Genomic DNA, 21744 nt, shown 5'->3' with positions numbered 1-21744 from the left:
CCTGATCTCCCCGGCCGAGGTTTCGCTGATGCCCTGGATTCCGCATGTGATGATCCTCGACGACGATCCGAGGGTCCTCGAATCGCTCGTCCCCGGCTTCGTGCAGGAACTGGGACGCAGCCTGTCGCAGAGCCGAGAAATTGCCGGGCTACTCCGTCGCGGAGCGGCTCCCGACGATGCTCGGGGGCCAGTGCGGATCAAGGTCTCGGCGCATGGTTTCGAGAGCAATCGGGTTGCATCTTTCCGCTACCGATCCCCGTTCGAGGTCCATCTGCATCTCGTTCGGGAACGGGGAGGATCGTTCGAGGTGGCTCGGCGGCTCTTGAACCAGCAGACCTTTGCGGCGGTGGTCTCAGATCAGCGCTTCTCGGATGATGCGGGAGGGCAACGCGCCGGTCAATATTTCGTCGCCGAGGCGGCGCGGGTGCACCCCGAAGTTCAGGGCCTGCTGTACTCAGCCTATCCCCGGCCCGACGATTTTCCGAGCGATCGGTTTATTCGTAAGGGGGCGGGCGGCTCGGGAGGGGCCGATGATCTGGCCGAACAGGTTGTTCGAGCCGTTGAGCGCCACCAGGCGGTTCCGGCGGTCCGAGCCTTTGCTCAGGAAATCGGGGATCGCGGCCTGATCTCTCAATCGGAGAGTTTTGGCGCGGTGATCGCGCAGCTTTTCGATCTGGCCCAGTTGATTGGATCGGCGGACGTGCCTTCGGGCAGTCGGATGAGGCGTCCCCTGCCCTGCCTCTTGATCGACGGCGAGAGTGGGACCGGCAAGCGAGGTCTGGCCGAGTTGTTTCATGCGGCCTCGGACCGGCGATCGGCCCCTCTGGTCGTCGCGTCGTGCAGCGAACTCACCAACGAAACCTTGCTTCGGAGCATCCTCTTCGGCCACAAACGAGGGGCATTTACCGATGCGAGGGAAGATCGCCCCGGTCTGGTGTCCGCGGCCGGCAAGGGAGTACTTCTGCTCGACGACGTGCATCGGTTGCCGCCTGCCTGTTCCGCCATCCTGCATTCGTTTCTCGAAGACGGCGAATACGGTCGGCTTGGGGAAGAGGAAATCCGCCGACGCGCCGAGTGTGCCGTCGTCCTCACCGTCGAAACGGGTCCCTGGCGCGAACGCCGGCAGTCAGGGGAATTGCCCGTCGCCTTCCTGGCTCGGGTCGAGCGATTGCTGGTCGCGGTCCCTCCGCTCCGTGATCGTCCGGAAGACATTGAGGCCCAGGCCCGATGGCTCACCCGCACCCTCTCCGCTGAGCTCGGGGTCGATCTTGAACTGGCCGACGATGCGGTCGCTCGACTGAAAACGCTCAGGTTTGAGGAAAGCAACAGCCGCGAATTACGCAATGTGTTGGAGCGGGCCATCTATCGTCACTATCGCGAGGCGGATCAGCTGGAATGGGCGCAGATTGAGCCCTTTGCCTCCGCTGGCGAGCGGACAGTTCGGTCTTCTTTGGTGTCCCAGGCGTCGACCTCTTCACCTCGCCCCCCCTCAACTGCTACCCAGAATGACTGGCAACGCCGACTGCGGGCCCTGGCCGCCAAGATTCTGGCGAAGGGGACGGACCTTGATGCCGACGAGGCCCGGCAGGTGGCCGACTCGTTGTTTGACGAGCGGTTTCCCGGAGCCTGGGAGGCCGTTCAACAGAGCAGAGACTGGCAGGAGGGGCAGCCTCCCCTCCCCTTGCCCCTCTGGGAGGACCTCTGGCGATGCTTCTCCGTGAGCTGGCTCGGAGGGCCTTCACCCGCGGAAAAGGACCTCGGGATTCCGGCCAATACCCTCCGCCAGTGGATCAACGACCGGGAGTCGCGGTGACTCCCAGTCGTCATTGGAAGCCGTCAGCCTGTTTGCTCGATGCGCTCGTCCTGACTGCTCGGCACCCGCAACGGTCGGTGAGGACCACGAGGGGCCGGACGATCGGCCGTCAGCAAGGCGGCGATCCGGTCAGCCGCGCGCTCGGTCGCTCCGGGCAAGACGACCCGATCGCGCAAAGCGGCCAGTGATTCCGAGACGCGAAGCCGCTCAGCCTCATCGTTGAGCCAGGTCAATGCGTGATCGGCCATCTCCTGAGAGACATCGCCCGAGGTGGGATACTCGGGCATCAGCTCGGCATCGGCCAACAGATTCACCAGAGTCATGTAGCGGACCTGGACAATCTTATTCGCCAGCCAGAGATGTGCCGCCCCGAGCTTGTAGACCACGACGGTCGGCAAGGCCTCGGTCATCAGTTCCAGGCTCACGGAACCGGAAACGGCCCAGCAGAGATCGGCCAGTCGGATCAGTTCCGGAGTCCGACCGGAATAAAGCTCGATCGGAAGCCCAGCCACCAGCGGCTCGTCGGCGATCATCTCGGCACAACGGTCGCGGTGCCGATCGTGCAAACAGGCCACGGCAAACCGGACTTCCGGTCGCGACCGGGCCACAAGGGCCGCGGCGCGGAGCATCATTGGGAAATTGCGTTCGACTTCCTGCGTCCTTGAGCCCGGAAGTAACGCGACGACCCGGCCGGATCGTGCCCGCTGCTCGGCCAGAAAGGCGTCATCGAGTAGCCGATCCGCCAGTTCGTCGAAGTAAGGGTGGCCAACATACTCGGCCCCTTGAAAACCTCGGTCCCGGTACCATGAGGGCTCAAACGGCAAGGTGCAGAGGACGTGATCCACGTACTTCTTCACCTTGATCACGCGCCAGCCGGCCCAGGCCCAGAGCTGGGGAGGGACGAAGTAAATGACCGGAATTCCAAGCGCCTTGGCCCTGCGGGCCACTCCCCAGTTGAAACCGGGATTGTCGATCAAGACAACCGCGTCGGGCCGTTCCTCTTTGAAGGAACGCCCCGCCTGGCGGAGCAGGCCGACGAAGACGTGGAGATTCAGAATCACCTGGACAATCCACATGACTGCCAAGTTGACCAGCGGGTAAAGCAGCGACGCCCCAGCCTCGGCCATCCGGGGTCCGCCAAAGCCGACATACCGGGCACCCGGTAGACGGCGACGAAGCGCCCGGATCAGGTTTGCGGCATGCAGGTCGCCACTCGGCTCACCGCAGGAGATGAAGATCCGCATTGTGCGACGCTCGCCTCCATGCATCGGTCGCGGGCCAATCCCTTTGGCCCTCGCCGCAGGCTAGCAGAGGACCGCTCAGGGGTGAACCCCAGGCAACGCATTCCCCCAGCCCGGCGAGTCGGATCAATCACGATCGGCATCACCCCGAGCGGAGAGCGAGATGCTCTCGTCCTCAGGCTCTCCCGCAAGCCCGAGTTCCTGAACGCGGCGATGCAAGCGCGCGCGGGAAATGTGCAACATCTTGGCGGCCAACGACTTGTTGCCCCGAGCCGATCGCAAAGCCTGTTCGATCAGGCGACGTTCGAGGCGTTCGAGCATCGCGTCGAGCGGAAATTGCTCCTGGGATTGCGCCGGAGGCAAGTACGCGCTGCCCAGATGCCCTTGGATGTCCGGGGGCAAGTGCTCGGGGCCAATCATCTCGGTGGTTGCCCGTTGATGGGCGAAGTCGACGACCCGGACCAGCTCGCTGAGATTTCCCGGCCAATCATATTGCACCAAGGTCTCGATTGCTTCGGGACGAAAACCGAGCCGCCGAATCCCGGTTCGTCGGTTGGCCCGATCAAGGAAGTGCTGAGCCAGAACGGGAAGCTCCTCCAGGCGCTGCTGAAGCGGCAAGAGGCGGATGACCAGTGTCGAAAGGGAGTAGAACAGGTCGGACCTGAGACGGTCTTCCCGCAGAGCGTCCTCTGGATCACCCCCTGTCAGGGCAAGTACGCGGACCTGGGGGGAGTCGGGAAGCGTCAGGGCTTCGGCGAGGCGGGCTTGAAGATCTCTAGGGAGTTCCAGGACGTCTCTCAGGACCAGACTACCATGGTCGATCTTGAGACGAGCAGGACCTTTCGATCGAGCCCCGGGACTCCCAAAGAGTTCCCGATCGATTACCTCGGCAGGGAGGGCCGCACAGTCGATCACCACGAAGGGAGCATCCGATCGCCCAGCCCGAGAATGGATCGTCCAGGCCACCTGACGTTTGCCCGAGCCGGGAGGCCCGACGATCAAGACCGGCACCTTCGCCACGGCGGCAGCCTCGATCTGATCGATCAATCGTCGATGAGCCGGCCCAAACCCGATCAGAGAATCCGTTCCCAATCGCTGCTCAAAGGCTTCTCGAAGTTTCCAGAGCTCCGCCCGGAGTCGAGCCCCGGGCGATTCGGGAGCGAGGGACGCCTCGTCCATGGGCCGGACCAGACCAAGAATGAAGAGGACTCGTCCGTCTCGGTCATGGTGGGGCCAAAATTCGAGACGTCGCCAGTGCCTCGGTCCATCGAGACACTGAACCCGTCCAATCGTCGAGACAGCGACTCCGTCCATCGCCTCGACCGGGGGATGAAAGCAATCGAGCACTTCAGAGTGATGGGGGGCCTGGATCGTCGATTCGTCGTTGCGTCCCAGGACCGTCGAGGCGGGGATTCCGGTCAGTTCCTCCCACGCGGGATTCACGTAGAGAAAGCGCCCGGTCGGCCCGAGCAGGAAGACCGGTTCTCCGGAGAGTTGTAATAAGGTCTCCGGGCGTCTTGGACCCGAGGATCGGACTGCTGCCATGAGGGCCGGCACAGACAGGAGGATGTGCACTGCCGACACGGAGGGGCGTCGCCGCCCGAGGCCCACGCCTGCCGGCGAGATCGCAATTAGCGATCAGGATCATGCGCGGGAGCATCAGATGCAAGCACCAAACGCACTCGATTCGAGAAATCGGTTGGGGAGGCTCAGATGAACCGACTCCAGGACCAGACCACCTGACCAAGGATTGGCCCCGCCCCCTGACCGACAGCCGCCGGTTCGATCGCCACGGTGGGCGTATCAGGGCTTGAGCGGTTGGGCCGGAGAATCAGGTGACGACCACTCAGTTCAAGCCATCGGATCACGGCCCGACCTTCCACCCGAGCCGCGACGATGCGTCCTTGAAGCTCCTCAGCCCCTCGGATCGCGCAGTCAACGGCGACCATCGAGCCGATGGGGAGGATCGGATGCATCGCGTCATCCTCGATCCGGAGCGCTACCGTGGACTTCGGGTGTTTTAGCCAGCCGTGGTAAACGAGGATCGAATCAATCGCCCGCAGCGGGCTGACATCACCGGCCAGGTCCTCGGAATTGACGACCCCGACCGTCACAAATTCCTCGGTCTGCTCAGCGTCGTCGTGGTCGACGGACAGTGCTTCTGGATCACGCTCTTCGAGCTTCTCCAGACCTCGTCGAATCAATTCCTGGGGAGTGAGATCCGAAAGGACCTGATCTTCCAGACCGCGACGATAGCGCGGCCCTTCCCCCGAAAGGAGCCAGACCGGGTTGACTCCCGTCTGATCAATGAAGGCGAGCAGGACCTCGGCCGGAACCGTGACACCGGTTTCGTAGTTGTACCAGGTGCGAGCCGGCAGGTTCAGCCGTCTCGCCAGTTCAGGCCCGCCATGTTCTCCGAAGAGTTCCTGGCGAACCTCTTTCAAGCGGTGAGAGATCACCGTTTTGAGCTTGAGGCGGGAATGCGAGGTCTTCTTTCGTGCCACAATCAGAACCCCGGCGGGGGACCTCCCGAAGCATCGCCGCTCGGGGCCGGCACGGCAGCCGAACCGCGGCCTAAGTTGGTTAAATTAGAACACCGTCGATGGTTGTCAAGAGGCCAGGAGCCTCATCGTTGCCGGTGCAAACCACTTCGCTTCACCAACGCCATCGACCGTCGACGACGTTCGGCTGCGGATCCGGAGCAGGTCAGGGATGAATCAGCCTTTGAGTTCTATAATGACGCGGGCAATCCATCCATATCCTGGTTTCCCATTTTCGTCATGGATGTTTCCCGAATCGATCGTACCCCCTCTCGATGAAGCACGCCATACCCCTCCGCTTTCCTGATTAAACGGCAGCCGACGATTGGCGTGACACGGCCATCAATCCACGCAACGACCAATTCCGCATTCCGTCACCCGGTATTTTTCACACTATTTTTTGCGGAAAAATCGAATAACCCGTGGACGACCCCACGGGGTCGGTTTAGAATGAGCCCCATGAGGATGGAAGGGGGAGGTATTTTGACCATGACCACCCAGTTTGATCGTCGCGGTTTTGACCCGGACAGTTCCGACCGACCGTTGCTGGATCTCATTCGGCGACGAGGTCCGCTGACGGTCGCCGAGATGGCTACGGAGCTGGGGGTCACGGCCACTGCCGTCCGCAATCGGCTGATCCGGCTCTGCGGTGCCGGGCTGGTCGAACGTCGGGCCGAGCATGTGGGACGCGGACGACCTCGACACGTCTATCAGGCAAGTGTCGAGGCGCACCGCCGCCTTGGTCAAAATTACGCGGACCTTGCGGTCGCGCTCTGGGAAGAGCTGATGCGCAACGTCGAGGATCGCAAACTCAGGCGTATGTTGTTCACCCGGATCACCGATCGCCTGGCCGACCTGTATCGGAACGAGGTCCGCGGCCGTGGCTGGCAAGAGCGCCTCGAACAACTCGGAACCGTGCTGCACGGACGGGGGATCGAGACCGAGGTCGCCCAGCGAGGTGACGCAATGCCGGTGCTCGAACTTCACTCGTGCCCTTACTTCGAGCTTGCTGAGGCCGACCGAGACATTTGCGCCTTGGAACGCAAAATGTTCGAGAAGGTTCTTGGCCACGGGCTTCGTCTCAGCCAGTGCCGTCTCGACGGGCACCGGTCCTGTGATTTCGAGGCCAAGCCTCCCCCAACATCCGACCCTTCCCGGGCTCAGGCAAGCTGACCGAATCCCCGGTCTCTCAGACCCTTGGCCCGATTGCCCGGTACCTGTGAACCTGAATGCCGGTCGGACCACGCGCCGACCGGCGGCACCCGCGACGAGAGCCACCGAGGCCACCGAACGATGAGCAAAGTCCTGGAGATCAAGAACCTTCGTGTTGCCGTCGAAGGCAAGGAAATCCTCAAGGGGGTCGATCTGACCCTACGTCAAGGGGAAGTCCATGCCTTGATGGGTCCCAACGGTTCGGGCAAGAGCACGCTGAGCTACGCGTTGATGGGTCACCCGAACTACGAGATTCTCGAAGGTTCTGCCACGCTCAATGGTGTCGACCTGCTGGAAATGGAGGCGGATGAACGGGCGAAAGCAGGACTTTTCCTCGCCTTTCAGTACCCGACCTCCATCCCTGGCGTCACCGTTGCCAACTTCCTCCGGCATGCCGTGACCAACGTTCGCAACCCCGACCGCAAGGAAGGTGAAGAACTCATTCCGATGCGGGAGTTCCGCAAGGACCTGCGGAGCGTGATGAATGAACTCGGCATGGACCCCGAGTTCGCTCGTCGCTACCTCAACGAAGGCTTCTCTGGCGGTGAAAAGAAGCGGGCCGAAGTGCTCCAGCTTGCCATGCTTCAGCCATCGTTCGCCATTCTTGATGAGACGGATAGTGGTCTCGATATCGACGCCGTCCGTATCGTCTCCGAGGGGGTGAATCGCGTGGCCGAACGCCAGGGGACAGGTGTCCTGGTGATCACTCACTACCAGCGCATCCTCACCTACATTCAGCCCCAATTTGTGCACATCCTGTTCGGTGGTCGAATCGTCGAGAACGGCGGGCCTGAACTGGTCGATCAACTGGAACGTGAGGGGTATGACTGGGTCCGAGCCAAGTATCCCGAAGCCGCCAAGGACGAGGACGAACTCGAAGAGCGTGCGGGGATGACCTCTTCTTCGGCCTTCTGAGAACTCCTTCGGACCACATCCGCATTTGTGTTGAAATTCTGATTTTTTCCAAATTCATCCCTGCTCACCGCCCGACGGTGGAGGATTCCGCATGGCAACCGACCTCAACGCCCAGGTGAAGGGCATCAACGAAGAGTACAAGTATGGCTTCCGTGATTCGGACGCCAACTATAACTTTAAGAGCCAGAAAGGCTTGTCTGCGGAGGTTGTCAATCAGATCTCCGAGATGAAGGGAGAGCCTGACTGGATGCGGCAGATCCGCCTGAAGGCCCTTGAGGTCTTCTGGCAGAAGCCTACCCCGAACTGGGGCGGTGTCCTATCGGAACTCGACTACAACGACATTTACTACTATATGAGGGCCGCCGACCGGCAAGGGAAGTCGTGGGACGACGTGCCGGCTGACATCAAGCGGACCTTCGATAAGCTCGGCATTCCCGAGGCCGAGAAGAAGTTTCTTGCCGGTGTTGGCGCTCAGTATGAATCTGAGGTCGTCTATCACAGCCTTCGTGAAGACTTGCAGAAGCTCGGCGTGATCTTCACTGATACCGACTCGGCCGTCCGGGAGTATCCGGATCTGGTCCGCGAGTATTTCGGCACGATCATCCCGCACGACGACAACAAGTTCGCCGCCCTGAACACTGCCGTCTGGTCGGGAGGCTCGTTCGTCTACATCCCCGCTGGGGTGAAGGTGGACATCCCGCTGCAGGCCTACTTCCGGATCAATGCCGAGAACATGGGCCAGTTTGAGCGAACCTTGATCATTGTCGAAGAAGGTGCTCAGGTCCATTATGTCGAAGGCTGCACCGCCCCGATGTACACGACCGAGAGCCTTCACTCGGCCGTCGTCGAGATCATCGTCAAGAAGGGCGGCCGCTGCCGCTACACGACGATCCAGAACTGGGCGAACAACATCTACAACCTCGTGACCAAGCGAGCGGTCGCCCACGAGGACGCCTTGATGGAGTGGGTCGACGGCAATCTCGGTAGCCGCCTGACCATGAAGTACCCCGCCGTCCACATGCGAGGCAAAGGGGCTCGCGGCGAGATCCTCTCGATCGCCTTCGCCGGCAAGGGGCAACACCAGGATGCCGGCGGCAAGGTCGTTCACGAGGCGCCTTACACCTCCAGCCGAATCATCTCCAAGTCAATCTCGAAGAACGGCGGCCGATCGAGTTATCGAGGCCTCCTCAAGGTGATGGACGGGGCGAAGGGCTCGAAGTCGAACGTCGTCTGCGACGCCTTGATCCTCGACCCGATCAGCCGATCAGATACATACCCGTACATCGAGATCGAGGAAGATGATGTCAAGCTCGGCCACGAGGCCAGCGTCTCGAAAATCGGCGAGGAGCAGCTCTTCTACCTGATGAGCAGAGGTCTCTCCGAAGCCGAGGCCAGCACCTTGATCGTCTCCGGCTTCATTGAGCCTCTGGTCAAGGAGCTGCCGATGGAATACGCCGTCGAAATGAACAAGCTGATCCAGCTTCAGATGGAAGGCTCGGTCGGCTAATTCGATCCTCACTCGGCCATCGGTTCTCCCTAGTCTGCTTTGTCTCCGCGATGAGAACCGATGGCCTGGCTCGCTTGCAATCTTGCTCCGTCCGTCCGGTCGGAATCGTGTTTCCGATCGGATGGTGTTCCCGGAATCTCTCGCCTCCTTGCGCCGATCGAGCCCAACCCGGCGTGCCGACCGAATCTGTCCGTCTGCGACCCAAGACATCAAGACGAAATGCGATGAGCAGCGCCACCACGACTCCAGCCGCCGGCGGCTTCACCGAAGCGACCTTCACCTCGTTCCTCGACACTCGCGACGAGCCGAGCTGGTTGCTCGATCGTCGTCGATCGGCGTTCGAGCGGTTCAAGACCACTCCCCTCCCGACGCTTCGCGATGAGGAATGGCGACGCACCGACATCCGTGCGCTCAAGCTCGATCGGTTTACTCCCCCGTCCTCTCGAGAGCCATCCGAAGCGGCCCGGAACGCCCTTGATCCAGTCGCTAGGGGCCTCGATTCCCTTTATGGCACCGGCATCGCTCAGGTCGATGGGTGTCCGACGCGCGTTGCTGACGCTTCGAAACTCGGCGGAGCGGTCTTCCTCAATCTTGCCACCGCGATCAAGGAGCATCCCGACCTGCTTCGTGATCACCTCATGACTGAGGCGTTCCAAGTGGACGCCGACGCCTTTGCCGCCCTTCATGCAGCCTTCTGGACGGGAGGGGTGCTGCTCTATGTGCCAAAAGGGGTCAAGGTCGAAGTGCCGTTGTTCCATCTCATCGGCCTCTCTCCCGAAGGAACGACGGATCTGAACCACACCCTTGTGCTGCTCGACGAAGGGGCCGAGGCGACACTCGTCCAGGAAACCGCTGGAGCGGACCGTGGCAAGGAACCCGGTCTGCATGTCGGCGGTGTCGAGCTGATTCTCCGTCGCGGTTCAAAGCTCCGATTCGTGAACCTTCAGAACTGGGACGAGGCAACCTGGCACCTGAGCCGAGAGCGAGCCCTCGTCGGTGCCGATGCCGCCTTGCAGTGGACGGTAGGTGGCCTCGGTGGCCGGGTCGCGAAGGTGAATCAGGATGTGGCCCTGGTGGGAGAAAAGGCCAGGGCGCAGGTTAACGGTGTCATGTTCACTTCGGGAAGACAGAATCTGACGTACATTACCCGTCAGGATCATATGGCACCGAATACGACCAGCGACCTGCTCTACAAAGGTGGATTGAAGGACAAGTCACGCCTCGTCTGGCGAGGCATGATCAAGGTTGAGCCCGACGCCCAGCATACCGACGCCTACCAGAAGAACGATAACCTCGTCCTCGACGAGGACGCACGGGCTGACTCGATTCCGGGTCTCGAAATCGAGGCCAACGAGGTCCGCTGCACACACGGTGCGACCGCCGGTCCGGTTGATCCGGAGATGGTCTTCTACGCTCAGGCCCGAGGGATCGACCGCGCGACGGCAACCCGGCTCATCGTCGAGGGCTTCTTTGCCAACGTCTATGATCGGATCAGCGTCGAACCGGTCCGAGACACCCTGGCTCAGGCGGTCGCTCAGAAACTCGAGTCTGGCAGCACCTCCTCGTTGAGTCTGACCGAAACCGTCGGCTCCTGAACGAGAGGCCTTGCCTGTCATCACGCATCTTTCGCCTTCACCCTGCGATCCGCAGACGGCCCTGCCGTCTGCGGATTTCGAATCCATTTGTGAGTGAATCCAGGAACCCCCCAACCATGGCCGATTACGCCCATCCCGAAGTGCTCGTGTCTGCCGACTGGGTCGAGCAACAACGCGACAATCCCAAGGTTCGCATTGTCGAAAGCGATGAGGATGTGTTGCTGTACGACATGGGCCATGTGCCCGGCGCGGTCAAGATCGACTGGCAAGGCGACCTCCAGGATCAGTTGATCCGCGACTATATCGACGCCGAGAAATTTGCGGACATCTGCTCGCGAAGCGGCATCGCCAACGACACCACGGTTGTCTTCTACGGCGACAAGTCGAACTGGTGGGCCTGCTACGCCTTCTGGGCCTTCAAGCTCTTCGGGCACGATGACTGCCGGATCATGAACGGCGGTCGGAAACTCTGGATCGACCAGAAGCGCCCCCTCAGCAAGGACACTCCCAGTTACCCGAGGACCAACTACACGGTCAAGGGAAGCGATCCCTCCAAGATCCGCATCTTCCGCGACGAAGTGCTTGCCCACCTCAAGGCCGGGAAGAAACTGATTGATGTGCGAAGTCCGGGTGAATACACCGGAGAACTCTTGCACATGCCCGACTACCCTCAAGAAGGCTCACTTCGCGCTGGTCATATTCCTGGAGCCAAGAGTGTTCCCTGGTCTCGGGCGGTCAACGAGGATGGAACCTTCAAGTCGGTCGATGAGCTGAAGGGGATCTTCGAGCAGGAGACCGGCCTGAACTCGTCGGATGAGGTTGTCGCCTACTGCCGGATTGGGGAACGATCGAGCCTGACCTGGTTTGTCTTGACCTACCTGCTCGGGTATCCCAGGGTGCGGAATTATGATGGTTCCTGGACCGAATGGGGGAACCTCGTCGGTGTTCCGATTGCTCGGGGCTCTGAGTGATCGTCGTGACTCGAAGATGGATTGTCCCTGATTGACTGGCCTCAAGCCCGATGGAGAGTGACCGTTGCCCCCTGCACTCGATGAACTTGTCGAGGAACTGCGCGAGGCGGATCGTCAGGAACGGATCGAACTGCTGATCGACCTGGCGAACGATCTCCCTCCGCTCCCCGATCGGCTCTCACAGTACAAGGATGAGGCGCATCGGGTTCCTGAGTGCCAGTCGCCGGTCTTCCTCTTTCTGGAACGTCAGGGACCGCACATCCATCTCTTCGCGGATGTTCCCCCGGAAGCGCCGACCGTGCGGGGCTTTGTGTGCCTGCTGGTGCGGGGTCTCGACGGTGCAACCGTTGAGGACGTGCTGAGCGTCCCTAACGACCTGATTCAACGCACCGGAATGGCCGAGATTCTGGGCATGCAACGCACGAGCGGTCTCTCCGGAGTTCTTCAGCGCCTCAAGGCCATGGTGGCTCGAACCGAAGCAGCTTCGACCGAACAGTCTCAGCAGAAATGAACCCCGAGCCTCCTTCGTCCCGAATCCTCGTCCCCGACTTCGGAATCCCTGTCATGACCGACGCTTCCACGCCGCAGCCCGACCCGACTCAGTCCCCAGACTTGGGCCAAGGGCCCGATCAGGAGATCGTCCTGACCGCCCTGAAAGCCGTGAAGGACCCTGAGATCGGCGTCAATATCGTCGACCTCGGCCTGGTCTACACGGTTGCAACCCGAGAGGGGGAGATCGATGTCGAGATGACCTTAACCTCTCCGGCCTGTCCAGCCGGACCTCAAATCGTTCGGGAAGCGACTGAGGTGATCGAATCGCTTCAAGGGGTCTCAAAGGCCAACGTGAAACTGGTCATGAGCCCTCCCTGGTCTCCCGATCGCATGTCCGAAGATGCCCGAGATGAACTCGGGATGTACTGACTTCGGAGCCGAGAGCGCACTCCAGGCAAAACGTTCTCGTTGCTTGACCCTGGAAACACATGCGGGGCCAGTTCCCGACCCATTCCGATGCGAATGGGTCGGGAACTGGCCCCGTTTCGTCAGGCGCTGACGGAAATGAAAGCCTAATGCTCAGGATTTCTTTTTGCCGCCCGCAAATCGCAGCTTACTGGGGTTGCGAACCCCAAGACGCTTTCGACGACGCCCCTTGGCCACCGGGGAGCTATCGGCTCGTTTCCGCCAGGCGTAGCTTTTGCGATGCTTCGTCTTCTTCTTCATGACTCGGCTTCCCCATTGATCTGGATCGCCTCCTGGTTTTTAGGGGCGAGAAACAAACATTATGACGTGATTCCCGTCGTCGGTTCAAGGTGACCTGGACCGGATTTCCGTCTTTGGTGTCCGAAGCCCTTCGGCGTCAAGACTTGAAGGAGCGGGAGGTGGTTCGTACACTCGTAACAGGTTTGTGTGATTCACAATGCCCGTCAGGTCCGAACGAGGGAGCAAGGCAGTGAGCGACTTCGACTCGCAGATCGGCAGGGTCTGGCGGCGTTTACGCTTTCAACGGTTCCTCTCGGCCCTGGTCTGGTGCCTGGGAGGAGCCCTGTTTCTCACGGCGATTGCCATCGGGATCGAAAAGGTCTTGGCGGAACCGATGCCGATCAGCCATCCGGTTCTGTTCGCGATTGCCGGTGGCGGTGGAATCGTCGTGGCGATCCTGATCGCAGCGCTCGGCGGGCCGAGCAGACTCGACGCTGCCGTCGCCATTGACCGGGCCTTCCATCTCAATGAGCGACTGGGGACGGCCCTGACCCTTCCGTCAGACCTCCTCGAATCGCCCGCGGGTCGGGCCTTGATCGAGGACACCAAGCGGCACCTGGACACGCTCGATGTCGCCAGTCCGTTCGGTCCCAAGGTTCCGCGGGCGGCCTGGTTGCCGCTGGTGACCGGGCTTCTGGCTGTCGGTCTGCTGTTCGTACCGGAACTCTCGCGAGCCACGACCGTGCCCGGCGAATCGATCGATCCGGAGCAGCTTGAAGCGATCGCCAAACAGGCCGATGCCTTGAACAAACGAATCACCGAAACCCGTCAGAAGCTTGATCAAGCCGCCTTCGCCGAAACCGATAAGCTGCTCGTCGAGATTGAAAAAGCGGCCGAAGCCCTGGCAAAGGCCCCTCCGAGCGAAAAAGACGAAGCGTTGGTCAAACTCAACTCCCTGACCAATGCCCTGGAAGAGCGGCAGAAGCAGATCGGCGATTCCCAGCAAATCAGCAAGAAGCTTCAGCAACTCGATCAGATGACCTCCGACGGTCCGGCTGACGAGTTTGCGCGCGAACTGGCCAAAGGTGATTTTCAGCAAGCGGCCGAGAAGGTGAAGGAACTCCGAGACAAACTCCTGTCCGGCTCCATGTCCGATCAAGAAAAAGAGGAACTACGCGAGCAGCTTTCCGAGATGAAAGAACAGCTCGAAGAGCTTGCCAACCTCGACGAACGGAAAAAACAGCTCGAAGAGGCCCGAGATCGAGGTGCGATCAGCCAGGAACAATTTGAGCAGCAGATGGCCAGGCTCAACGATCAGGCCGAAGACTTGCAGAAGCTCCAGCAAATGGCCCAACAGCTCGGCCAGGCCCAGCAGCAGCTCTCCCAGGGTGATTTGCAACAGGCGGCCAATGCCCTCGGGATGAGCCAGGAACAGCTCGAACAGATGGCCAGCGACCTAGCGGAACTGGAGATGCTTGACGCCGCCATGGCCGACCTTGAGATGGCCAAGGACGGCATGACGGGTGGCGACGGTCTGAACCAGATGGGCGACCGCCTCAGCGGCATGAACGCGTTCGGTCAAGGAATGGGCAACACTCAAGGGGAGGGACTCGGCCGCGGCCGCGGTCAGGGTGATCGCCCGATCGCCGCCGACAACACCAGCACCTTCAATACCCAGGTCAAGCAGCAACTTGGTCAGGGAAAGGCAGTGCAGGAAGGCTTCGGCCCGCCGAATGCCCAGACGATTGGTGAGAGCATCATTGAAGCTCAGGCTGTCACCGAGGCCAACACCGCCGCTCAGGCGGAGGCCCTTTCGAATCAGAAGGTCCCCCGGCACATTGAACAGCACGTTCAGAGCTACATCAACTCGTTCCGTGATCAGAACGACTGATCGTGGGGACTCGTTCGGGCCCCCGATGCGTTCAGGTCACTCGGGCGTCGAGGCTTGCTCTGGCTTGCTCCATTCCAGGGCAATCTGAAGCAAGCCAAGATCGTCGCGATAGCTTGGGTCCTGTTCACGACCCAGTTGCTCGAAACGGAGTCGATTTTCGCCGATCCGGAGCTGATTGGTTGGGATCGGAATTCGAAGCCGACTTGGGGTACGGTTTGCGTCGCGGACGTACCGATTCATCGCATCGAAGACCTCGCCATTGAGCCGGAGATTCGTCCGCTGAAACCCAGCCCGCAACTCTTCGGCGAATCGCCCCCCTTCATATTCCCCTTCCACGTGAACCGCATCGAGAACAAGAGCAATCGGTTCTTCTGGTAAGGCCTCGATCAAGAAGGAGACATCGTAAGTATCGCCATCGGGCAACGGAGGATCGAGCTCCGGCATGATCTGATCACCGAGATGTCGGGCGTGGGGATCGATGACCTGTCGACGTTTTGGACCGAGGATCTCCATCTGACGGAGTTGACTTCGAGGAATGGTCAGCGTTCCGGCAAACGGAACCGCAATCTCGTAGCCGTCGGGGGCGATTCCCTGGAGCACGCCCTCAAGGCGATCCGGTCGTGACTCCGGGTCGCCGACCTCCCATTCCACCCGAACCCACGTTCCCGACAGCGGTTCCGACGCAGTCGGAATTCGACGAAAGAAGATTCCCGCCACCTGCGACCACGACGCCTCTCGATCGTTTCCGAGAAGTCGAATGCGGGCCCCGGTTTCATTGGCCGACTCCACGGAACCCCAGATCTGGTTCCCGGTCACCATCCGGAGTTCGTCCTGGGTCGGATCAATTTCCGGATGGTTTGTCGGCTCAAATGATCGGATCACCAGGAGATTGTCGATCCGAGCCGCGATGCCTTTCGGATCATCCGCATCGCGAGCGGCCTCGGTCTGAAATCGAAGGGCAAGGAGCGGTCCCCGCGGCCCTCCTCCGCGGCCCAGATCATTCCCGTCGATCGTCAACAAGGTCCGTCCGGGACCGAATCGGACCACCAGGTGGTGCCAGCCAGGCTCCAGAATCAAGGGTTGCACCACAATCTCCGGACCGCCTCGGGACTCGACCGAAGGAAATTCGTCCCTCCAGCCGAGGACCACTCGCGTGATCTCCTCACCATTGGGTCCGTCAAAGATCAGGTCAAGAAACCATCGTTGTCCGGCAACTCGGTCTCCTTCCCAGAAAAACGAACACTCGACCCGACCAGCGTCAACGGTTTCCGGGAATTCCAACCGAGCCAGAGCGCTTCCGGGCTCGAGGTTCAAGAAGGCCCCCTCATCATCCTCTCGGGGAGCAACCGACGCCCCTTGTTGAAGGATCCAGGCCTCCTCCGGATCAAGCGCATCGAACCGATCCATGAAGACCTGAGCCTCTCCCGGCCGCTGAATCAGCGAGGCCACCGCACGACGATCGATGCTTACGGGCTGTGCGTCAGTCCCCAGAGTCATCCGAATCGTCTCGTCATCGACGGACACCAGTCGTCCGGACAGGCGCTGATCAAACCCAAACGAGACGAGAAACGGCTGAGCATCGGCGCGCGCTGGGGCCTCGTTCTGCCCATCAAGGCGTTGCAATCGGACGATCTGATCGAGAGCGATGGGGGGGGAAGCTGACTCGGACTCGAAGACGATTGCACCGTCAGCCGTTCCGGCGAGCTGACCGGAAACGCGCTGGCCGTCTCGCAATTCGGCAACCTGGCGATCCTTCGACGCCTGCTGGCTACCCTGAACTCCCATCGGAACATGTGCGAGCAGCCCGAGGCCGCAGAAGCAGAGAGTCAGTCCGCGAGAAGGCGATCTCCGGGCAATCACGGTGCGACCTCCGGGCCGATTGAGGTTCGACGGACGATCAACGCAGTAATTTTTCGAGTTCGACGTTGAGACACCGGAGGGATCTCCCGGTCGTCTTCCCGCGTCGATTGGCTCCGAATCAAGAGACAGGAGGCACGCTCATGCGGACCTCCAGCCCGGTTGAGATCCAGTGTACCGGGATCAATCGTCTCTGTCGGCGCCGGGCACCGAGTGCTCGACCCGGAACGCAGTCCGCGATAGAACCAATGCCTGGAGATTTCCGATCTGCTTCCACCAGGAGACCGCCGCCGATGACTTCACCTGTTCGATGCCTCGTGCAGCTTTCGCTGATCCTCGTCTTCCCGTGGTGCCATGCGGCCCGTGCTCAGGACGCAGACTCCGATGCCGATCGGCCGCTCCGAATCATTGTCTTCGGTGCGCACCCGGACGACTGCGAACTGAAGGCCGGCGGTACTGCTGCCCGATGGGCCAAGCAGGGCCACAAGGTCAAGTTTGTCAGTACAACGAATGGCGACATTGGCCATCACGAGATGGCCGGAGGTGCGCTCGCCCAGCGCCGGACCGCCGAGGTTGAGCGCTGCGCCGAGATTCTCGGAATCGAAACCGAGGTGCTCGACATTCACGATGGCGAGCTGATGCCGACACTCGAAAACCGTCGGACTATCACCCGATTGATCCGGGAGTGGGAGGCCGACCTCGTCATCTCCCACCGACCGAACGATTACCACCCCGACCACCGCTATACCGGCATCCTGGTGCAGGACGCGGCCTTCATGGTCATCGTCCCGTACTTTTGCCCTGATGTGCCCGCCTTGCGAAAAAACCCCGTCTTCATGTACTCCGAAGACGGCTTCCAGAAGCCGAACCCGTTCAAACCCGATGTGGTCGTTCCCATCGACGAGGTGCTCGATCAGAAGGTCGCCGCCATCGACGCCCTCGGTTCGCAGTTTTATGAGTGGAACCCCTGGCTGTTCGGATACCTCGACGAGGTGCCTGACTCTCCCGAAGGCCGGCTCGAATGGACCCGGGAACGAGCGCTCAGTCGTTGGGGGGGAGTGGCTGATCGGTTCCGAGACGAACTGGCCGACTGGGTCGGTGAAGAGGCTGCCAGGCAGGTGAAGGTTGCCGAAGCCTTCGAAATTTGCGAATACGGCTCTCAGCCCTCGAAAGCAGAACTGGGCAAACTCTTCCCCTTTTTCGGTGAGCAGAAGTAAGGAGACGCGAGACGCGTCGTTGATACCAAAAGGTTGAGAATGGTCGAGGAGTCAAATCACCCAATCGCTTCACGAAGAACCATTTCCAAATGAAATATCCCCGGACATCGAGCCGCCACCACGTCGGCGTCGATGTTCGGGGATCGAGGGATGGAAGGATGCTCGCAAGGAGGAGGGTCGGTGCAGGGGGCCGACCCTCGTTGCGATCAACCGCCTCCAGGAACCGTTCCGACCGCGGGACCGCCACAGCGACGGAGGTAATCCTTATCGATGTAGATTACTTCCACGCGAGCATCGCGGTGATTGAACGGGATCGGATAGTCAGACCAGTACAATTCGTCAAAATAGACGGTGCACTTGTAGTGACAGTGAATCAGCTGGCAAGGACCAGCCAGGGGGTAGACCTTGCACGGATCAACCGACTCGCCGATCTTCTCGACGACGAAGCGAGCGTTGTTCCGCTGGACCGTGTAAAACGGGTCCATGCCGGCCCGAAACTTGGGAACCTTGGCCCAGATTTCCGCCTCGCTGGGCGGATCAAGGCACGGGGGAGGAGCAAACTCGCCAGGAACCGGATCGAGAATCGGCACTCGGTCGAGTTCTTCCTTGGCGATGTCTTCTTCCAGTCGCTGAGACTGCGAAGGCAGGATCGGCCAGGCGAACGACCAACCGGTCGGTCGCAGCGGCGAGATATTTCGGAACACGTACGGGATGCCACATCCGCCAATACTGGCGGACATTGTCAAAAATAGGGCACCCGTCAGCAGGCCGCGAACCCATCTCGGGGTGTGCGGGCCCCGGTGCCGCGCGGAACGGGTCATTGTGTCTTCCCCTCCTTGGGATCAATCGCCATCCGTTCGGGGGGCCCTCCACCCCTCCGACTCCGGCGCCGGGACCACTCCCGCCTGATGGACTCCGACGATCCCCGTCGGTTCCGGCGGGAGGCCGGCTCAGGTTCTTGGCTCGTAACGATTATCGAACCAAGATCACTCCGGCTGTAAGAAAATCCGCGACGCCGGTGGAGGCCGCGGTTGCCCGGTCAACCCCGATTGAGGATCGATCGAGCGTTTCCAACGGAAGGATCGGTCCAACCGGCATTTGATCTTGAGCCCTGCCGGCCCTCTCTGAAGAAAGACTCGGCTTGAGTCTGCCCTCCCCTCGGTCCTAAACTGTATTTCTGTCGATTAACCACGGGCCACGTATCCTCCAGGGAACCGGTGTCAGGGACGGGATTCGATGCCGCAGACTCGACCACTCTGGGGATGGGGACTCTGGCATCGCGGCGTCCTTGGCGCCCTGATCATGGGGCCGGCGAGCGTGCTTGTCCTTCTTGCACCGAAGGGGGAACCATCTCCCGAGGGGCTCCCTCCGTCTTCGATGGTGGTGGAGATCAATTCCGCCCCGCCACTGGCCTTGCTCGCGTTGCCAGGGCTCGGACCAACACGCGTTGATCGTATCCTTTCGGCTCGTGGCGAAGGGCCGATCGAGTCGCTCGACGCCCTCGCCCAGCGGGTGAAGGGCATTGGTCCAACGACGATTGACGGCATCCGGCCCTTTGTCCGAATCAAGGCTCCCGTCGTCCCAGAACCGCCGGCTGCGGCTTCGCCGTGATTGCAAGGCGATGACGTTCCTTCGCCCCTCTGATTTTTTTCATTCGCCACCCAATCGAGGCCGCCATGTCCGAATTCCGGATCGAACGACCGTTCTCACCGGCCGGCGACCAGCCGGCGGCGATCGAGGCTCTGGTTTCGGGAGTGACCGAAGGCAACGCGCATCAGACCTTGCTCGGCGTCACCGGCTCCGGCAAAACCTACACGATGGCCAACGTCATCGCGCGATTGGGCCGACCGGCGCTGATCCTCTCGCATAACAAAACCCTCGCCGCCCAGCTTTATGCCGAGTTTCGCGACTTCTTCCCGCACAACGCCGTTCGCTATTTCGTCAGCTACTACGATTACTACCAGCCCGAAGCCTATATCCCCCAGCGCGACATCTACATCGAGAAGGATGCGTCGATCAACGAGGAGATCGAGCGCCTCCGCCTGGCCGCCACCAGTGCCCTTGTCAGCCGCCGCGATACGATCGTCGTCTCCTCCGTCTCCTCGATCTACGGCCTCGGCTCTCCCGAAGACTACCGGAAGATGATGGTTCACCTCCGCCTCGGCGACATCATCGACCGCGACGAGATGCTCCTGAAGCTTGTCGACATCCAGTACGACCGCAACGACATCTCCTTCGAGCGGGGCAAGTTCCGCGTCCGGGGCGATGTGGTCGAGGTCTGGCCTGCCTATGAGGAAACCGCCGTCCGCATCGAGCTATTCGGTGATGAGGTAGAGACCCTGGCCGAAATCGACCCCATCTCGGGAGCCGTCATCGAGAAGCGCCCGGATCTTTACATTTATCCGGCCAAGCACTTCGTCCTTCCCGAGGAACGGATCAAGGGGGCCGTCGATGCCATCAAGGAGGAACTCGACCAGCGACTGACCCAACTGAAGGAACACGGCAAGCTCCTCGAAGCCCAGCGTCTCTCGGCCCGGACCCGGTACGACATGGAGATGCTGCTCGAAGTCGGCTACTGCCAGGGCATTGAGAACTACAGCCGGCACCTTTCCGGACGCAACGCCGGTGAGACGCCGAACACCTTGCTCGACTTTTTTCCGGCGGACGCTCTGATGTTCATCGACGAGTCTCACGTCACAATCCCGCAGGTCCGCGGTATGTTTGCAGGAGATTTCAGCCGCAAGAGTACCCTTGTCGAGCACGGGTTCCGCCTGCCAAGCGCACTCGACAACCGCCCGTTGCGCTTCGACGAATGGGAAACGAAGCTCGGCCCTCGCATTTATGTTTCGGCGACACCCAGTGATTACGAAATCACCATGTCTGGTGGCGAAGTGGTTGAGCAGGTGATCCGGCCCACGGGCCTGGTCGATCCGGTCGTTCGCGTCGAACCAGCCCGAGGCCAGGTTCCCGCCTTGCTCGAAGAAGTTCGTCGACGTGCCGAGCGGGGCGAGCGCATTCTGATCACCACCTTGACCAAGCGGCTGGCCGAAGAACTCTCGCGATACCTCAAGGAGCAAGGCACCCGGACCAAGTGGCTCCACTCCGAGCTTGACGCCTTCGAACGGGTTCAAATCCTTCGGGAGCTTCGCGAAGGGGCATTCGATGCGCTCGTCGGCGTCAACCTCCTTCGCGAAGGGCTCGACCTGCCGGAGGTGTCGATGGTCTGCATCCTCGACGCCGATAAAGAAGGCTTCCTTCGCAGCGAAACGAGCCTGATCCAGACCATCGGCCGGGCCGCTCGCAACGTCAACGCCGAGGTCGTCCTCTACGCCGACACCGTCACACGCTCCATGCAAAACGCGATCGACGAGACGAATCGTAGACGAGCGAAACAACTGGCCTATAATTTAGAGCATGGTATCACGCCTGAAACCATTCGAAAGGCGATTCGACGCGGGATCGAGGAGGAGATTCAGGCCCGATCGATTGCCCGTAAGGCCGTCGGAAAGAATGAGGAGGCTGCCATCACCGAGGAATATCTGAACGAGTTGGAAGGCGAGATGCTTCAGGCCGCGGAATCGCTCGAATTTGAGCGGGCGGCGGCCCTTCGCGATCGAATCGTTCAGTTGCGTGCTCAGGTCGAGGGCGGACCGGAACGCCCCCTGGCATCTCCTCAAGCCGTGGGGGCTCGTCGTCGAGGGGCTGGGAAGAAAGGAAGAGGTCGTCCGAAACCCGGTTGAACCGGAACTTCATGGATCGAGCGTTCCCCATGGCATAACTCCTGCACA

The 21744-nt window shown here is 60.9% G+C and carries 18 protein-coding genes; 12 read left to right on the top strand and 6 right to left on the bottom strand.

Going from position 1 to position 21744, the window contains the following annotated elements:
• Positions 1-28: 28 nt before the first annotated feature.
• A complete protein-coding gene (locus tag HG800_RS05195) occupies positions 29-1813 on the top strand; it encodes a sigma 54-interacting transcriptional regulator (protein WP_169974414.1) in 1785 nt (594 codons plus the stop codon).
• Between the two features lie 23 nt (positions 1814-1836).
• On the opposite strand, the gene lpxB is transcribed toward HG800_RS05195, so the two are convergent.
• The 3 genes from lpxB to HG800_RS05180 all read right to left on the bottom strand — a co-directional run bounded on the left by lpxB (position 1837) and on the right by HG800_RS05180 (position 5558).
• Complete coding sequence (lpxB, locus tag HG800_RS05190) at positions 1837-3057, bottom strand: lipid-A-disaccharide synthase (protein WP_169974412.1); 1221 nt, start codon at positions 3055-3057, stop codon at positions 1837-1839.
• A 123-nt stretch (positions 3058-3180) separates the two neighbouring features.
• Entirely contained in the window at positions 3181-4599 is a 1419-nt protein-coding gene (locus tag HG800_RS05185; protein WP_169974410.1) for a sigma 54-interacting transcriptional regulator, read from the bottom strand.
• Between the two features lie 164 nt (positions 4600-4763).
• The gene (locus HG800_RS05180) at positions 4764-5558 is read right to left on the bottom strand and encodes a helix-turn-helix domain-containing protein (RefSeq protein WP_169974408.1); all 795 of its coding nucleotides are present in this window, start codon (positions 5556-5558) and stop codon (positions 4764-4766) included.
• Positions 5559-6083: 525 nt separating this feature from the next.
• On the opposite strand from HG800_RS05180, the gene HG800_RS05175 reads away from it, so the two are divergent.
• From HG800_RS05175 to HG800_RS05145, 7 genes are all read left to right on the top strand, one after another.
• Entirely contained in the window at positions 6084-6767 is a 684-nt protein-coding gene (locus tag HG800_RS05175) for a helix-turn-helix transcriptional regulator (RefSeq protein WP_169974406.1), read from the top strand.
• 120 nt (positions 6768-6887) lie between these two features.
• Positions 6888-7721, top strand: a complete 834-nt coding sequence (gene sufC / locus HG800_RS05170) for a Fe-S cluster assembly ATPase SufC (protein ID WP_169974404.1) — start codon at positions 6888-6890, stop codon at positions 7719-7721.
• A gap of 91 nt (positions 7722-7812) precedes the next feature.
• The gene (gene sufB / locus HG800_RS05165; RefSeq protein WP_152051113.1) at positions 7813-9228 is read left to right on the top strand and encodes a Fe-S cluster assembly protein SufB; all 1416 of its coding nucleotides are present in this window, start codon (positions 7813-7815) and stop codon (positions 9226-9228) included.
• Positions 9229-9452: 224 nt separating this feature from the next.
• Positions 9453-10823, top strand: a complete 1371-nt coding sequence (gene sufD / locus HG800_RS05160; RefSeq protein ID WP_169974402.1) for a Fe-S cluster assembly protein SufD — start codon at positions 9453-9455, stop codon at positions 10821-10823.
• 116 nt (positions 10824-10939) lie between these two features.
• A complete protein-coding gene (locus HG800_RS05155) occupies positions 10940-11794 on the top strand; it encodes a sulfurtransferase (RefSeq protein WP_169974401.1) in 855 nt (284 codons plus the stop codon).
• A 64-nt stretch (positions 11795-11858) separates the two neighbouring features.
• On the top strand, positions 11859-12305 hold the full coding sequence (locus tag HG800_RS05150) for a SufE family protein (RefSeq protein WP_169974398.1): 447 nt from the start codon (positions 11859-11861) through the stop codon (positions 12303-12305).
• A 53-nt stretch (positions 12306-12358) separates the two neighbouring features.
• Entirely contained in the window at positions 12359-12715 is a 357-nt protein-coding gene (locus tag HG800_RS05145) for a metal-sulfur cluster assembly factor (RefSeq protein ID WP_169974396.1), read from the top strand.
• A 150-nt stretch (positions 12716-12865) separates the two neighbouring features.
• Here HG800_RS05145 and HG800_RS05140 read toward each other — a convergent pair whose 3' ends face one another.
• The gene (locus tag HG800_RS05140) at positions 12866-13012 is read right to left on the bottom strand and encodes a hypothetical protein (protein WP_169974393.1); all 147 of its coding nucleotides are present in this window, start codon (positions 13010-13012) and stop codon (positions 12866-12868) included.
• 229 nt (positions 13013-13241) lie between these two features.
• Here HG800_RS05140 and HG800_RS05135 point away from each other — a divergent pair, with 229 nt between their 5' ends.
• Positions 13242-14882 carry a hypothetical protein gene (locus tag HG800_RS05135; protein WP_169974391.1) on the top strand — a complete coding sequence of 547 codons (1641 nt, stop codon included), beginning with the start codon at positions 13242-13244 and terminating at the stop codon, positions 14880-14882.
• A 36-nt stretch (positions 14883-14918) separates the two neighbouring features.
• Here HG800_RS05135 and HG800_RS05130 read toward each other — a convergent pair whose 3' ends face one another.
• Positions 14919-16742, bottom strand: coding sequence for a hypothetical protein (locus HG800_RS05130; RefSeq protein ID WP_169974389.1), 1824 nt, complete (start codon positions 16740-16742; stop codon positions 14919-14921).
• 290 nt (positions 16743-17032) lie between these two features.
• On the opposite strand from HG800_RS05130, the gene HG800_RS05125 reads away from it, so the two are divergent.
• Entirely contained in the window at positions 17033-17956 is a 924-nt protein-coding gene (locus HG800_RS05125; RefSeq protein WP_169974387.1) for a PIG-L deacetylase family protein, read from the top strand.
• Positions 17957-18162: 206 nt separating this feature from the next.
• Here HG800_RS05125 and HG800_RS05120 read toward each other — a convergent pair whose 3' ends face one another.
• A complete protein-coding gene (locus HG800_RS05120) occupies positions 18163-18777 on the bottom strand; it encodes a hypothetical protein (RefSeq protein ID WP_169974384.1) in 615 nt (204 codons plus the stop codon).
• Between the two features lie 415 nt (positions 18778-19192).
• Between HG800_RS05120 and HG800_RS05115 the strand changes: the two genes are divergently transcribed.
• Together HG800_RS05115 and uvrB are read left to right on the top strand one after the other, a co-directional pair.
• On the top strand, positions 19193-19567 hold the full coding sequence (locus HG800_RS05115; RefSeq protein ID WP_169974382.1) for a helix-hairpin-helix domain-containing protein: 375 nt from the start codon (positions 19193-19195) through the stop codon (positions 19565-19567).
• Positions 19568-19632: 65 nt separating this feature from the next.
• Complete coding sequence (gene uvrB / locus HG800_RS05110; protein ID WP_169974380.1) at positions 19633-21696, top strand: excinuclease ABC subunit UvrB; 2064 nt, start codon at positions 19633-19635, stop codon at positions 21694-21696.
• Positions 21697-21744 lie beyond the last annotated feature (48 nt).

The organism is Tautonia rosea (assembly GCF_012958305.1).
Lineage (GTDB): Bacteria > Planctomycetota > Planctomycetia > Isosphaerales > Isosphaeraceae > Tautonia > Tautonia rosea.
Note: the sequence above shows the minus strand (reverse complement) of the source record. Positions and strands in the feature narration are given on the sequence as shown.

Bases quoted from the DNA above. Each gene is read 5' to 3' on its own strand.
- HG800_RS05125 (WP_169974387.1), top strand. From the start codon at position 17,033: ATGACTTCACCTGTTCGATGCCTCGTGCAGCTTTCGCTGATCCTCGTC.
- HG800_RS05115 (WP_169974382.1), top strand. From the start codon at position 19,193: ATGCCGCAGACTCGACCACTCTGGGGATGGGGACTCTGGCATCGCGGC.
- sufD (WP_169974402.1), top strand. From the start codon at position 9,453: ATGAGCAGCGCCACCACGACTCCAGCCGCCGGCGGCTTCACCGAAGCG.
- HG800_RS05140 (WP_169974393.1), bottom strand. From the start codon at position 13,012: ATGAAGAAGAAGACGAAGCATCGCAAAAGCTACGCCTGGCGGAAACGA.
- HG800_RS05185 (WP_169974410.1), bottom strand. From the start codon at position 4,599: ATGGCAGCAGTCCGATCCTCGGGTCCAAGACGCCCGGAGACCTTATTA.
- sufC (WP_169974404.1), top strand. From the start codon at position 6,888: ATGAGCAAAGTCCTGGAGATCAAGAACCTTCGTGTTGCCGTCGAAGGC.
- HG800_RS05155 (WP_169974401.1), top strand. From the start codon at position 10,940: ATGGCCGATTACGCCCATCCCGAAGTGCTCGTGTCTGCCGACTGGGTC.
- HG800_RS05195 (WP_169974414.1), top strand. From the start codon at position 29: ATGCCCTGGATTCCGCATGTGATGATCCTCGACGACGATCCGAGGGTC.
- HG800_RS05120 (WP_169974384.1), bottom strand. From the start codon at position 18,777: ATGACCCGTTCCGCGCGGCACCGGGGCCCGCACACCCCGAGATGGGTT.
- sufB (WP_152051113.1), top strand. From the start codon at position 7,813: ATGGCAACCGACCTCAACGCCCAGGTGAAGGGCATCAACGAAGAGTAC.
- uvrB (WP_169974380.1), top strand. From the start codon at position 19,633: ATGTCCGAATTCCGGATCGAACGACCGTTCTCACCGGCCGGCGACCAG.
- HG800_RS05175 (WP_169974406.1), top strand. From the start codon at position 6,084: ATGACCACCCAGTTTGATCGTCGCGGTTTTGACCCGGACAGTTCCGAC.
- HG800_RS05145 (WP_169974396.1), top strand. From the start codon at position 12,359: ATGACCGACGCTTCCACGCCGCAGCCCGACCCGACTCAGTCCCCAGAC.
- lpxB (WP_169974412.1), bottom strand. From the start codon at position 3,057: ATGCGGATCTTCATCTCCTGCGGTGAGCCGAGTGGCGACCTGCATGCC.